Origin of the sequence: Paenibacillus sp. FSL M7-0802 (genome assembly GCF_038004945.1) — a bacterium.
Classification (GTDB): domain Bacteria; phylum Bacillota; class Bacilli; order Paenibacillales; family Paenibacillaceae; genus Paenibacillus; species Paenibacillus polymyxa_B.
In genome coordinates this window covers 2,917,067-2,930,266 of the sequence record NZ_JBBOSD010000001.1, presented here as the reverse complement: position 1 = coordinate 2,930,266, position 13,200 = coordinate 2,917,067, and the positions used below count along the sequence as shown (strand labels likewise).

General features: G+C 45.2%; 13 protein-coding genes. 8 read left to right on the top strand and 5 right to left on the bottom strand.

What is annotated here, in order from left to right; all coding sequences use genetic code 11:
- Positions 1-169 precede the first annotated feature (169 nt).
- Positions 170-925: an AIM24 family protein gene (locus tag MHB54_RS13645; protein ID WP_340981657.1), complete on the top strand. Its 756-nt coding sequence runs from the start codon at positions 170-172 to the stop codon at positions 923-925.
- A 40-nt stretch (positions 926-965) separates the two neighbouring features.
- Here MHB54_RS13645 and MHB54_RS13640 read toward each other — a convergent pair whose 3' ends face one another.
- Positions 966-1,304: a zinc ribbon domain-containing protein YjdM gene (locus MHB54_RS13640; protein ID WP_013312677.1), complete on the bottom strand. Its 339-nt coding sequence runs from the start codon at positions 1,302-1,304 to the stop codon at positions 966-968.
- A gap of 261 nt (positions 1,305-1,565) precedes the next feature.
- On the bottom strand, positions 1,566-2,432 hold the full coding sequence (locus MHB54_RS13635; RefSeq protein WP_023991044.1) for an SDR family oxidoreductase: 867 nt from the start codon (positions 2,430-2,432) through the stop codon (positions 1,566-1,568).
- A gap of 137 nt (positions 2,433-2,569) precedes the next feature.
- On the opposite strand from MHB54_RS13635, the gene MHB54_RS13630 reads away from it, so the two are divergent.
- A complete protein-coding gene (locus MHB54_RS13630) occupies positions 2,570-3,460 on the top strand; it encodes a diacylglycerol/lipid kinase family protein (protein ID WP_075155097.1) in 891 nt (296 codons plus the stop codon).
- 18 nt (positions 3,461-3,478) lie between these two features.
- Here MHB54_RS13630 and MHB54_RS13625 read toward each other — a convergent pair whose 3' ends face one another.
- Positions 3,479-4,021, bottom strand: coding sequence for a hypothetical protein (locus tag MHB54_RS13625; protein WP_023991046.1), 543 nt, complete (start codon positions 4,019-4,021; stop codon positions 3,479-3,481).
- 95 nt (positions 4,022-4,116) lie between these two features.
- On the opposite strand from MHB54_RS13625, the gene MHB54_RS13620 reads away from it, so the two are divergent.
- Positions 4,117-5,031, top strand: a complete 915-nt coding sequence (locus tag MHB54_RS13620) for a phosphatidate cytidylyltransferase (RefSeq protein WP_025719205.1) — start codon at positions 4,117-4,119, stop codon at positions 5,029-5,031.
- Positions 5,032-5,069: 38 nt separating this feature from the next.
- Positions 5,070-5,237 (top strand): EamA family transporter, encoded by a 168-nt coding sequence (locus MHB54_RS13615; protein ID WP_305954070.1) that lies wholly within the window; start codon positions 5,070-5,072, stop codon positions 5,235-5,237.
- Between the two features lie 88 nt (positions 5,238-5,325).
- On the opposite strand, the gene MHB54_RS13610 is transcribed toward MHB54_RS13615, so the two are convergent.
- Together MHB54_RS13610 and MHB54_RS13605 are read right to left on the bottom strand one after the other, a co-directional pair.
- A complete protein-coding gene (locus MHB54_RS13610) occupies positions 5,326-7,305 on the bottom strand; it encodes a PTS fructose transporter subunit IIABC (RefSeq protein ID WP_076264591.1) in 1,980 nt (659 codons plus the stop codon).
- 165 nt (positions 7,306-7,470) lie between these two features.
- The gene (locus tag MHB54_RS13605) at positions 7,471-9,423 is read right to left on the bottom strand and encodes a BglG family transcription antiterminator (RefSeq protein WP_340981656.1); all 1,953 of its coding nucleotides are present in this window, start codon (positions 9,421-9,423) and stop codon (positions 7,471-7,473) included.
- A gap of 150 nt (positions 9,424-9,573) precedes the next feature.
- Here MHB54_RS13605 and MHB54_RS13600 point away from each other — a divergent pair, with 150 nt between their 5' ends.
- From MHB54_RS13600 to MHB54_RS13585, 4 genes are all read left to right on the top strand, one after another.
- On the top strand, positions 9,574-10,302 hold the full coding sequence (locus MHB54_RS13600; protein ID WP_023991050.1) for an SDR family oxidoreductase: 729 nt from the start codon (positions 9,574-9,576) through the stop codon (positions 10,300-10,302).
- Positions 10,296-10,766 (top strand): MerR family transcriptional regulator, encoded by a 471-nt coding sequence (locus tag MHB54_RS13595; RefSeq protein WP_023991051.1) that lies wholly within the window; start codon positions 10,296-10,298, stop codon positions 10,764-10,766. Before MHB54_RS13600 ends, MHB54_RS13595 begins: the two co-directional genes overlap by 7 nt.
- A 90-nt stretch (positions 10,767-10,856) precedes the next feature.
- A complete protein-coding gene (locus MHB54_RS13590; protein ID WP_160788339.1) occupies positions 10,857-11,729 on the top strand; it encodes a GNAT family N-acetyltransferase in 873 nt (290 codons plus the stop codon).
- Between the two features lie 313 nt (positions 11,730-12,042).
- Positions 12,043-13,164 carry an RDD family protein gene (locus tag MHB54_RS13585; protein WP_160788340.1) on the top strand — a complete coding sequence of 374 codons (1,122 nt, stop codon included), beginning with the start codon at positions 12,043-12,045 and terminating at the stop codon, positions 13,162-13,164.
- Positions 13,165-13,200: the final 36 nt, after the last annotated feature.

The following is a 13,200-nucleotide window of genomic DNA, read 5'->3' as shown; positions in this document are numbered from 1 at the left end:
TGAACCTTTTTCACATCTTTTTCAAGCTCTCCTTTTTTGAGTCTGAAAACCAGCCAAGGGAAGTGTCCAGATTCGCCGCAGGAAAAGAAGTCTCTTTGTCGAATATTTTATGGAATAAAGAACATCCCCATCCCCACAACATGAATACAACAAGGAGGCACATACATTTATGGCTTTTATCATTAACAATTTAAAGGATAACAGCAATGTTGCCATCACTGACCAATTAGGTGGATTTACGGTACTAGAATACATAACAGATTTGAGTTCCACCTCGGTGGAGGCTGCGAAAAACAATTACTATATGAGCAAAAGTAATATGCGCCGCAAACAGCTCATGATCGAAATCAACAATAGCGAGATTATGATGAAAGCGGGAGCTATGCAATATACTGTGGGTAGCATGGAAATGACTACTGGTGTAAAAGGCGTTGGAGGCTTAATGCGAAACTTGGTGTCCGGTGCTGTAACGGGAACAGGTGCCATTAAACCACACTATAGAGGCACGGGTACCATTATGCTGGAGCCTACTTACCAATATATTTGGCTTATTGATGTCGACAATGATGATATTGCCATCGAAGACGGCTTGTTTTTGGCTTGTGACACGACGCTGGACATTTCCGTCGTTGCACGTAGTAATCTTTCCTCTGCTGCACTGGGTGGAGAAGGGTTATTTAATTTAAGCGCCCGCGGAAAAGGAGTTCTGGCACTTCAAGCTCCAATCCCTTCTGAGGAAGCGGTCGTTATAGAATTGCAAAATGATGTGCTGAAGGTGGATGGTAACTTTGCCCTCATGTGGTCCAATACCTTACAGTTCACCGTCGAAAAATCCGGGAAAACCAAAATGGGCTCGGCTGCTTCCGGCGAAGGGCTGGTAAATGTGTACAGGGGAACGGGAACCGTATGGTTAGCACCATTGTAAATAAAAAAGGAGAAGCCCTCGGCTTCTCCTTTCTTACATTTTAATTCTTTTTTACAAACTCCGATTTTAGCTTCATTGCTCCAAAACCATCAATTTTGCAGTCAATATCGTGATCGCCATCTACCAGACGGATGTTTTTTACTTTGGTGCCGATTTTCAAGACGGATGAGCTTCCCTTCACTTTAAGGTCTTTAATGACAGTTACAGAGTCACCATCCTGCAGGATGTTACCATTCGCATCTTTAACAACCTTTACGTCTTCACTGCTTGCTTCTGACTCGGTAGACCACTCATGAGCGCATTCCGGGCAAATGAAAAGACTGCGATCCTCATAAGTGTATTCTGAATTACATTCAGGACAATTTGGTAAATTAGACATGGTATTATGTACTCCATTCATTTTCAAATTCTACTGCTATGCTAAGCTTCCTTGATAGACCAAGCTTGCTCCAAGTCTTCCTTGGAGTTCCCTACAAGTATATTGGATAATCCGTCACGATTCCACTCATTGATGAAACTAATCTGAGTATTGTTGTACCTTATATGTAAGCGTTCTGTCTACTGAAAATGCCGAGAGGTAAACATGTAACTAAAAAGGACGCTGTCTTCCTAGGCAGCATCCTTTTTTACGGCACGTTTATTATGCTTGGGTTTGCTTGATCAGTTCACTAATTCCTTGACTAAGCGGCGTAAGGGGGCGTTTCAACAGCTTCTCGAAGTCGTTGCTTACGACATCCAAGGCTCCTTCACGAATTGCTTGTTGAATACCGACCACAATAGGGATGGCACCTTCCGGGACTCCCGCACCGAGCATAACCTCGGCATACGTAGCATCATCCACCTGCTGTACAGGAACGTCTTTGCCCAGAACCTCAGCAAGTACCGCTGCAAACTCTTCTTGGGTAATCGGCTTACCGGAGAGCTCATATATTGTATTCTCATGCCCTTCGCCAGACAAAACGGTTGCAGCTGCTTGCGCATAATCTGCGCGGGTAGCCCAACCTACTTTACCGGACCCTGCCGAGGTTAGCCAAGGAGCCCCCGCGAGTACGGATTGGATCGTGCCTGCCTCATTCTCCAGATACCAATTATTACGCAGGAAGGAGTAAGGAATACCTGACTCTCGAATGAACTCCTCCGTGATACGATGTACGGGCGCAAGGAATAGAGTGCTGTCAGCGGCATTGGCAGCGCTAGTATAAACGATGAAGCCTACTCCAGCACGCACAGCAGCATCAACAGCCGCTTTATGCTGACGGATTCTAGTATCATTATCCCCGTCTGCGGATATAATCAGCAGTCGATCTACTCCAGCAAACGCCTGATCCAGCGTCTCCGGTTTATCAAAATCGCCATGACGAACGTCAACACCACGAGACCGTAAGTTCTCTGCTTTTTCTGGATTTCTTACGCTAACAATAAGATCGTTTGCGGAGACAGATGTAAGCAACGTATCTACCACGATGGAACCCAGTTGCCCCGTTGCTCCTGTTAATGCAATTTTCATATGAAATCCTCCATTCAAATTGTATTCACTTTTATATAGTAACTAAAAATATAACACATGTCTAATCTAGAGTCTAAAGGTCTGCTTTTCGGGTAAGAGTTGGTAACCAGACTTTCCCCAGAGAAAGGAACATGTATATGAAGAAAGCTATGATTATTGTAAATCCCTCTTCCGGCAAAGAGGAATCCCTCCAACATGTCAGAAGCGTAGAAGAAATTCTACGTGATCAAGGATACGTTGTTACGGTTAAAGAGACGGCAAAGGAACTGGACGCCACTCGTTTTTGCGTCAATGCGTGTGAGGAAGCTTGTGACCTAGTCGTTTCCATCGGCGGGGATGGCACACTTCACGAAACAATCAACGGTTTCATTGATCAAGACCATCGTCCAAGACTGGGTGTCATTCCCCTGGGGACAGTCAATGATTTTGCCCGTGCCTTGCAAATTCCGCTAAGTCCCGAGCTGGCGATCCGTACACTGACTTCTACCCGCGTGAAAAACGTAGATATGGGTCTCTTAAACGGCCGGATGTTTGCCAATGTGGTTGCCACAGGTTCGCTTGCTGAATCGCTATCAGCTGTATCATCAGACGATAAATCCATGTTTGGCACGTTTGCCTACTTCAAAGAAGGCATGAAAGAGCTTATCAGCCATCCTGCCCACTCACTTATCGTCCGCTATGATGACAATATCTGGGAAGGAAAATCCCCGCTCTTTTTGGCTACTTTGACCAATTCAGTTGGCGGATTCGAGAAACTGGCGCCCGATGCGGCTGTTGACGATGGTCTGCTTCACTGCTTTATTTTCAAAAACCTCAATATATTGAACACCGTGACGGCCAGCATATCCTTGTTTTTAGGCAACCTGAAGGATCATAGTGATATCGTTTATTTTACCGCAAAGCATGTAAGTGTCAGCTCTGCAGAACCGGTCAGTACGAATGTAGATGGTGAGGAAGGGCCGTCTTTGCCTATCGAGCTTGGTATTTTACCGCGTCATATTGAGGTAATTGTGCCGGAAGAGGTTTAAGTAATGCGGTGCTGATCCTCAAGCTTGAGGATCATACTCGCTCAATTTCCCCTCGTAGATCAAATGGAATCGATCACTTTGACGAAAATCGTCTGGCGTAACAAGAGCGGGCAACTTGTTCCATATTTTTATGCCGGATCGCTGTAAAATTTCCGCAACGAATTGCGAACAAAAATAAGAATTGCTGAACTCAACTGGTTCTTTGAGTGCAATACCAATCAAACCCAGTAAGTTATACATATATTTTTGACGACTTCGGATAAATACATGTAAAACTCGCTTCATTTTTTCAACTTCACGGTCGGTTACTTGAAGCTCGTAGATAACACATGTTGTATTCGGAAATCTGCTGTATGTACCTGTCTTAATATCCTCTTTCACGAAACCACCATCCAGAGGGTTATTAGGGGTCTTTCTCCCGAAGCTGTATAACTCCGAAAGTTCCCGGTTGAAGGAAATGGAGGCGTGATTGTATGGCGCTCTCGTATAGCTTTTAATGACTCTCGTAAGAAACGTTCCCGTATTCGTAAGCAAGATAAAGACGGATTGATCTGCTACCATTTACGAAATTTCCCCTTATCAAGTTTGAATTATTCCTTCATAATAACATAGGAACCTTAATGGAATCCTATTTCGCGATAAGTTGGTGAGTGGTAATGGACAGTTCGCTATTAACGTTAATCCTTATTTTCGCAGCCTTATTGGTCATCCATCTGATTTATATAGTGGTAGTCAAAACACAGCCAGACAAAGACTATGCAGCTATTGGGCTTCGCATCAAGACATGGTGGGGTATGTTCTTTATCTTTTGCTTGGCAACTCTTTTCAATCCGATCGTCTCACTGCTTTCCTTGATGGCACTCACCTTTTTTGCGCTAAAAGAATACTTTTCCATGATTAGATCCAGAAAAGCTGATCGCAGATTGTTTCTATGGGCGTACTTAGCGATTCCCGTACAATTTTATTGGATTTATATCGGGTGGTACGGAATGTTTATTGTCTTTATCCCTATCTATGTATTCTTACTGCTACCGCTCCCGCGATTGATCAACAAAGGAACGGTTGGTTTTTTGCGCAGTGTCAGTTCGACCCAATGGGGGCTCATGCTGATGGTTTTCGGGTTGAGTCATCTGGCCTATTTTCAGTTTGCTACGCCGCAATACGGAGCAAAACTTGTACTTTTTCTAGTGGTACTGACGCAGCTCAATGATGTCGTACACTATCTAGCATCACTCTATTTCGGAAAGCGGAAAATCGTCCCGACATCCAATCCCAATATAACTTGGGAAGGCTTTGCATTCGCTTTTCCCGTAACCATAGCGGCTTCCTATCTTATCTATCCCTATCTGACGCCGTTTGACCTGAAATTTGGAATTATTTTCGGCATGCTGATCAGCTTGAGCGGTTTCTTCGGTAGCTTAACGGTTTCCGTGCTGAAGCGGGATTTATTAATCGGCGATGATGACAAGTTCGATGCTTTGAAAAAAAGCTATTTAAGTCGGGTGGATAGCTTGACCTACACCTCGCCCGTCTTTTTTCACGTGATCCGTTATTTTTTTGACTTTATGTAGCGATTACATGGCTCAAACCTAGATGATCATGGAACACAATATCTTGTTGTGAAAAAAGCAGCCTATCCTCACGGGGTTGTATTCCCGTCAGTACACTGTTGCTGTCCTATATCATCCTCCGTGAATCCTTCTCATTGGCTCATCTGGCTGGTGCAGGCTTTGTATTTCTCGGCATCATACTTATATCACGCGGTGAACGCCGCTGACTTACGCAAAGACCTTCTCAAGAAAAGAGGCTCCCGGCTGAAACTTCGGGAGCCTCTTTTTTTTGATTCAAGTTCTTATCGCTTGGAATTAATGCACCTGATCCAGCAATTGATATGCTTCTTCCTTCGTTTTAACCGCCAGGAGCGCTTCTCTGAAATGATCATCCATCAGCTTACGCGATAACATCTGCAGTACTTTCAGATGCGCATTTTCCTTGCTGTTGCGCGGTACGGCAATCATGAAGATCAGTTTTGCTTCACTTCCGTCTGCACTATTCCAGTCAACACCGCCCTGCTTGATGCCGAAGACCACGCTTGGTTTCAGGACAGCTTCCGATTTGCCATGAGGAATGGCAATATTCATTCCGATGCCTGTGGAGCCTTCTTCCTCTCTGGCTAATATCGCCTGTTTGAAATCACTGGCAGAGCTTACGGCTCCATTTCTCTCAAGTGCTCCGATCATTTCATCAACCACAGCATCTCGTGTCGTTCCTTCCAGATCCAAATTAATCATATCCATCGTTACAATATCCGTCAGTTTCTCAATGTGAATGGCTTGTGGAGAAACGGCTGGCCCATTATTTGTAACAGTTGTTGAAGCAGATGACTCCGTAGCGGCCGTTGTAGTAATCGCAGATTGTCCAGCTTCCCCAGCAGCATCTGGAGTTACAGTTGCTGCAATATCTTTTTTCAGCAAGCTCACCAGGACAACCGATACAGCTACGCCGACAATAACGGCGATAAAGAACATAAGCACATGATCTACTGCACCAAGTACAGCTACAATCGGTCCACCGTGAGCTACCTTGTCACCTACATTCCCCAACATCGCAATGACTGAACCGACCATGGATCCTACCATGATACTAGGAATAACACGCAGTGGATCTTGCGCCGCGAATGGAATTGCACCTTCGGTAATACCGAACAACCCCATTGTGAATGTTGCCTTCCCAGCCTCGCGTTCCGCAGGTGCAAATTTACGTTTGTTGATCATCGCTGCAAGTCCCATCCCAATCGGTGGAATACAAATCGCAACGGCGATTGGCCCCATAATTTCATAATTCCCTTCGCCGATCATGGCCGAACCGAATAAGAAAGCAACTTTGTTCACAGGGCCGCCCATATCGAAGGAGATCATCGCACCTAGAATCAATGCCAGTAGAATTGAGCTTGTACCTTGCATACCTGCAAGCCAACCTGTTAAAGCTTCAAACAATTGTGCGACTGGAGCACCGATTACAAAGACAAAGATTAATCCAACAATTAATGATGCCAATACAGGGATAATAATTATAGGCATGATCGGCTGTAATGCTCGGCCAACTTTGATTTTCCGAATCCCAAGTGCAACATAACCGGCCAGGAACCCGGCGATAATGCCGCCGATAAATCCAGCCCCCGCCTCACTTCCATAAAAGCTGCCGTTCGCAGCAATGAATCCGCCAATCATACCCGGTGCAAGCCCCGGTCTATCTGCAATACTCATCGCGATAAATCCGGCGAGGATCGGTATCATAAAGGTAAACGAAGCCGAACCGATATCCTGAACCGTCTTCCAGAATGAACCGTCCGGTATAACCAGACCGCCTGGTGTCTTCTCACCGCCAATCGTCAACGCAATGGCAATGAGCAATCCCCCAATGACGATGAAGGGTACCATATAGGATACACCGTTCATCAAGTGGCGGTAGATGGGATTTTGTTTCGGTTTGTTCTCCTGTGAGCTACCTTCGGCAGAACGTGACTCTGCTTGGTACACAGGTACATTACCCTTCATCACCCGCTGGATCAATTCTTCTGGACGGCGAATGCCATCCTGTACGCCAACGACCAGCAGTTTCTTACCGACGAAGCGGTCTTTAACCACCGTTTTATCCGCTGCAATAATAATGCCATCTGCCTCACGGATCTCCTGCTCGGTCAGTTGATTTTCGACTCCAATGGAGCCTTGTGTCTCGACCTTCATCTCGACGCCCAGCTTTGCTGCTGCCTTTTGCAGATTCTCAGCTGCCATATACGTATGTGCAATTCCGTTAGGACATGAGGTAATCGCCAATATCTTCATAGTCATTCCCCTTCTCTCTGTTGTTTCCGCTTACATTGATAGTATAAACGCCTATCTTGCTGTTATCGGACAAACTTTTTACCGGAACTTTCGGAAAAACGGAATTATACCGGCAAAAAACAGGACTTATCTATAAGTCCTGTTCCAGAGCACAGCTTTTTTAGTTTATCCCTTCATTCTCCCTAATAATCTCATCGCATCGGTCTCCTTAGATAAGGCATGAACCAAAGCAGGCTGCTCACTGATCAGGGACAATTCCTTAAATAACTGGCGCATTTCTTCCCGCCCATCCTGTTTGACCGCAAGCAAGAACACAAGCTCTACTTTCTCGGTTCCCCAGGTAAGCGGCTGCTTCAAGGTAGCGATTACAATGGAGGACTGCCTTATCCACTCAGAACCGCCATGCGGGATGGCTATGCCTCCCCCAATCGTCGTGGCCGACATTTTTTCTCGCGCCAGTACGCTGTCCACATAACCAGGCTCCACATATCCTTTGTCCTCCAGTATTTGCGCCAGCTTGGAGATCAATTGTTCCGGATGCTGCACTTCCTGCTGGGGAAAGACCAAAAAAGGTGTTGTATATTTAAAAAATACCGATTCTTCTGCTGCCCTATGTTCCGGCTCATCCAGTCGTCGGATCACTTGCTCCAGTCGACGTTCGTCCTTGACATCCAGCAAGGGAGAGACGAGAATGTGCGGAATGTTCATCTCTGGGAGATCTACAGTGGTAATGACGAGATCCACCTCCTGGGCTGCCAGATAGTCCTGGACTTCTGCTTTGGAAAGGGTTGTCTCCACATGTACAGCCGGAAATTTACGTTCCACCTTGGTGCGTAGCAGTTGGGACATACCGATGCCCATGTGACACACGATGATGGCTCTCTGGGGATGACTCTCTTTCTGGTGCAATCGCTCCACAGAAGCCTGAAAATGCAGCGTTAAATACGCCGCTTCCTCCTCGGGGAAGGATAGCCGGATCCATTTCCCCACCTCTTCCAGTGTAATAATAACTCGGTCGAACATGTAGGGGTACATCTTCTTGATCTCGGCCAGCATAGGATTGGACACGGTCAACCCATATTGAAGACGGTTCAGGGTCGTATATAAATGGACATTCAACCCTTTCAGTAACATCTTGTCCTTGGAAAAGGCAATCATATTCAGCTCGGACATCCGCCGAACTAACTGCTCAATCAACTCAGGCAAAAGCGGGTGACTATCTGCCAGCTCACCTTGTTTTCCTGTTCTTCCCTCCTGCTGGTAACGGAACTTCCCACTAAGCAGGTGCAGAGTTAAATACGCCGTCTCTTCCTTGGAAAAAGGCACAGCAAACAACTTTTGCAACTGCTGCAAAAAAGACGTAGCCCATGTAAATTCGCGTCTCTCCTGCAAAAAGGCAATGTCCTGCTTGGAGAGCGAAATGGGTTGTCCCATCTTGGTTCGTTTGACCATTAAGAGAATATGCAGCATTAGAGCTTCGAAAGCTTCGTCAGTAAAGCTGAGCTCATGGCGTTTTTGAAATGCTTTTAATTCATGATTTATGGTTGTAATCTCGTGCGATTCAAACTGTTTGCGCATCATCTGTCCTGTTAACTCAGGACTGTCAATCAGCTGGTTCATCCGCGCCAAAGCGATGCGCTTATTTTTCTCAGAGCCTTGAATGGTCAATCCAACGCGCTGCTTGGTAATCAAGGCCAGATCAAAGCTGTGCAGCCAGCCATCGATCTTCTCCATATCTCTACGAATCACCGTCTTGTTCACATAATACTGTGAAGCTAGATCCTGGATGGTCACAGGCTTGGCATTCATCAAGAGCCGATAGGCGAGATGCAGCACCCTTTCCTCATCCGACTCATGTTGGGCTGTACTCTCGTCCGCATACAGTCGATGGAACAATTCATTCTGATCCGCTTCACCCATCTCCAGATAAATGCCGCGTCCCGGCCTTCTCACCAGATTGGCATCAGAATGCTTGACGATATAATCTTCAATTACTTTCAGATCGTTGCGGATCGTCTTTTCAGAGCAGTCGGTCAGATCCGCCAGATCCTGCGCTAACCACAACAGGTCCGGTTCAGTTAACAACATGCGTAAAATTTCCATTTGCCTTTTATTCATTCCATTCTCCCATCTTCCAAAATAAAGAATGTCCAGGGCATTTCGAGCTATATTTTTGCTGGTTTTGTGTTGACTTTAAGTATACTCCAAGTAGTACATTTAAAGCATGGTGGCCGCCAAATTCAAGAATAATGAAAAGAGGAATCGCTCATGACTATTGGGAAAACAGCTCTTATTACTGGGGCCAACAAAGGCATCGGGTATGAAACAGCCAGACAATTGGGGGGGATGGGTATTACAATCCTGATTGGCTCACGGAATGAGCAGAGCGGCCGGGAAGCGGTGGCTAAGTTGGCTAATGAGGGAGTAGAAGCCCGATTGATTTTGTTAGACGTGACGAATCAAAGTACGATTGATTCCGCAGTCCAACAGATCAAACAAGAATTCGGTTCCCTTGATGTACTAATCAACAATGCCGGCATATCTTTAGGAGGAGCCACTCCTCCAAGTCAGTTCTCTTTGAACGATTTAAGAGAAACGTATGAAACGAACTTTTTCGGTTTGGTCGCCGTGACGCAAGCCATGCTACCTTTATTGCAAGAATCTCCTTGTGGTAGAATCGTTAACTTGTCGAGTGGCCTTGGTTCGTTAACCTATAATGGCGATCCTGAGCATGAGCATGCACAATTTAATTTGCTTGCCTACAATAGCAGCAAGGCAGCGGTTAATATGTTCACCGTCACCCTTGCCAAAGAATTCAAAGACTCACCTCTCAAAATTAATTCGGCTGACCCTGGCTTTACCGCCACTGACTTAAATGGCTTTACAGGACCGGGTTCGGTACAACAAGCTGCTGCTGTCGTTGTTCGTTTAGCCACTTTAAATAATGACGGGCCGTCAGGAGGGTTTTTCGACTCGAATGGAGAAGTGCCTTGGTAATCGTTACAATTAAGGAGTGGGATACTTTGCAGGAAATTCCGGAGACCATAACCTCTATTAGTCAAGCTGCAGAACTAACAGGTTTAACAGAAGATACTATACGCTATTATGAGCGAATTGGCTTGCTGCCTTATGCAGAACGAAAGGCTAACGGACACAGGTTCTACAGTAGAGATCAGATTCTGGGGATTATCTTTTTAACCCGATTAAAAGCTACTGGAATGACTATAGAGGAAATGAAGCATTATCGAGAACTTTCGATGCAAGGCAACAGCACCATTCCGATCAGACACTCCTTACTTGAGAAACATAATCAGAAGATTCAACAAGAAATTTCCAGACTGATGGAAACCCAAAAAATTATTGAATATAAGCTCAACCATTATCGTGACCTCTCTACCAATCCTGATCTTAGCGACACGAATTGCAACCCTACAACACCCAGCACCAATCCCCTTTTTTAAGGGGTTTTTTTATTTTCAGCGGGAGATTGATGGAGCTCCCTTAATTCCCTATAATCCAAATATAGTATGAATTTCTAGGGGGGAATAACGGTGATCACCTATATGAGATGCAATGACGTCAGCATGGAACACATTTTTCAAGCATTTTCGCTTGGGTTCTCAGATTATTCCATTCGCCTGACCATGGATCAGGACGATTTCGTAGCACGGTTTTTTGGTCCAGAGGGGAATACACGGAATCACTCTTTCCTTGCCATGGATGAGAATCAACCGATCGGCTTAATTCTCGGCGGTGTCCGACAGTTCGACGGGTACAAGACGATGCGTTGCGGTACGCTATGCGTCGCTCCGGCTTACCGTGGTCAGGGGATTAGCAACAAGTTGCTGGAATTACATAAACAAACAGCCATCTCCGCGGACTGCCAGCAGCTATGGCTCGAAGTCATCAAGGATAATCATCGGGCCGTCAAATTATATGAAAAGCAAGGCTATCAGCCACGCTATACGCTGAAATACTACAACGGCACTCTGCCCTCCGCCCCACCCGCTGCCCTCTCATCTTCGTATATTCTTAAGGAAGTTACATTTGATGACGTCGCAGCTTTTCGTAAGACCCTCACCGACTGCCACATCCATTGGCAAAGTGACACGCCTTATTACGCCACCAGTACACAAGAAGCTTTTCTCGGCATCTACGAAGTGAATCAAACGTGTCTTGGCATGGTGAGCATGAGTGCTCAGGGTAAAATCAACTTTCTTTGGGTCGATCCTAAGCACCGCAACCAAGGATTAGGACGCGCCCTCCTTCATAGAGCAGCAGAGATCCAAAAGATTGAGAAGGTGTACATTTGTCTGTCCGACAATGACTCTCTTGAAGGCTTTATCCAAAAAATAGGTCTCTCGAAAGACCCCATTGAGCAATATGAAATGTGTATGCCACTGAATCCAAGCTCCCCCGCTTGATCCACCTATACCTATCATTTCTGAGAACGATTGATATACTCTGATTTGACCAATGCGCACATGTAAAGATCATCATATTTCCCGGACGTAAATTCATATTGGGAGAGGAGCCCTTCTTGCCGAAAGCCCGCTTTTTCAAGCAAACGCAAGGATTGTGCCTTCTCTGGCTCTACTAGCGCCTGAATGCGGTTCAATGAGAGGAAGGGATATTTATAATAATTTCTTTGTTTATAGAATGTTTTCCTAAACATGGATTATAAAATGACCGTTAATATAAGGAGTGTGTTTTAATTATTAAGAAGAGGTGTATTTTTTGGACGAACAGCACATATCACACATTCCGCAGGAAACTTCAAGACAGACGTACATTCGGCATGGTCAAAATTATGGGGTAGATCCAAACAGGATGGCGGCGTTATCAAAAACATACGGGAATTCTACTCTGTTTAGACGGTGGGGAGCAACGGTTTTTGATTGCATATTTTTTGTAATCGGGTATATTTGTTTTTTTATTTCTGTTATTCAAATAACGGACAGATGGTTTTTACCTTTAGCGATTGCATCCCGTTGTATTCTGCTTATTGCTTTCTTCAGCTATTATTTGCTTTTGGAGGGTTACACAGGCTATACGCTGGGTAAGTTCGTCTTTCGTATTAAGGTGGTTAACGGGGAAGGAAGGCCTCCCGGTTTTCTTAAATCACTCATTCGTACGCTGCTCAGGCTAATAGACACCAATCCATTGCTAATGGGTGGGATACCTGCTGGTATCAGTGTGTTAGTAACTGCATCAAGACAACGAATTGGTGATTTAGCTGCAGGTACATATGTTGTAAAGGTACGGGATTTAGAGCCCATTAGCAAAAAGACAATGAAACGTTCGCTCTTTATATTTTTTACCGCAATGGTGATCTTGGGAGCCTCGTTTGTAAATGCTATTTTTATACTTGCAGACAGTTACGTACCTCCTGAAGTTCCGGTGAGCAAGAAAGAGCAAAGCTATGTAAGTAAAGATGGACGGTTTCAAATCACGGCCCCGCTGGACTGGTCAACAGACCCGGACCGTGAAGGAAAAGCAGAGATTGCAATATTCAATCCGTACATTCAAAAGTCCGTTGCGGTAGTATCCAATTCGAAAAAGGAATTGGGCAATGTAACTCTCCAGCACTACACAAAGAAAATTCAATACAACATGACCAAAGAGTTTAATCTCTCTACTGTAGGACCTTCATCTAACACAACGATTCATGGATATCCTGCCATTGAGTTTACGATTAAAGGACAAAAAGATGTGAACCATTATGTCACCCATGTGGCGATTATTGAGACTGAAAATGATTATTATCAGGTGCTCGGATATACGCCCGCATCTAAATATAGTCGTTTTAAGAAAGAGCTACATGATATTATCTACAGCTTCCGCGAGGTCCGTCATTAGACAGCGTGGCTGGCAATAAAAAGGATAGACAAAAAG

What these genes read in the sequence shown, in the direction of transcription:
- MHB54_RS13645 (WP_340981657.1), top strand. Translation starts at nt 170, where the DNA reads ATGGCTTTTATCATTAACAATTTAAAGGATAACAGCAATGTTGCCATC.
- MHB54_RS13640 (WP_013312677.1), bottom strand. Translation starts at nt 1,304, where the DNA reads ATGTCTAATTTACCAAATTGTCCTGAATGTAATTCAGAATACACTTAT.
- MHB54_RS13635 (WP_023991044.1), bottom strand. Translation starts at nt 2,432, where the DNA reads ATGAAAATTGCATTAACAGGAGCAACGGGGCAACTGGGTTCCATCGTG.
- MHB54_RS13630 (WP_075155097.1), top strand. Translation starts at nt 2,570, where the DNA reads ATGAAGAAAGCTATGATTATTGTAAATCCCTCTTCCGGCAAAGAGGAA.
- MHB54_RS13625 (WP_023991046.1), bottom strand. Translation starts at nt 4,021, where the DNA reads ATGGTAGCAGATCAATCCGTCTTTATCTTGCTTACGAATACGGGAACG.
- MHB54_RS13620 (WP_025719205.1), top strand. Translation starts at nt 4,117, where the DNA reads ATGGACAGTTCGCTATTAACGTTAATCCTTATTTTCGCAGCCTTATTG.
- MHB54_RS13610 (WP_076264591.1), bottom strand. Translation starts at nt 7,305, where the DNA reads ATGAAGATATTGGCGATTACCTCATGTCCTAACGGAATTGCACATACG.
- MHB54_RS13605 (WP_340981656.1), bottom strand. Translation starts at nt 9,423, where the DNA reads ATGAATAAAAGGCAAATGGAAATTTTACGCATGTTGTTAACTGAACCG.
- MHB54_RS13600 (WP_023991050.1), top strand. Translation starts at nt 9,574, where the DNA reads ATGACTATTGGGAAAACAGCTCTTATTACTGGGGCCAACAAAGGCATC.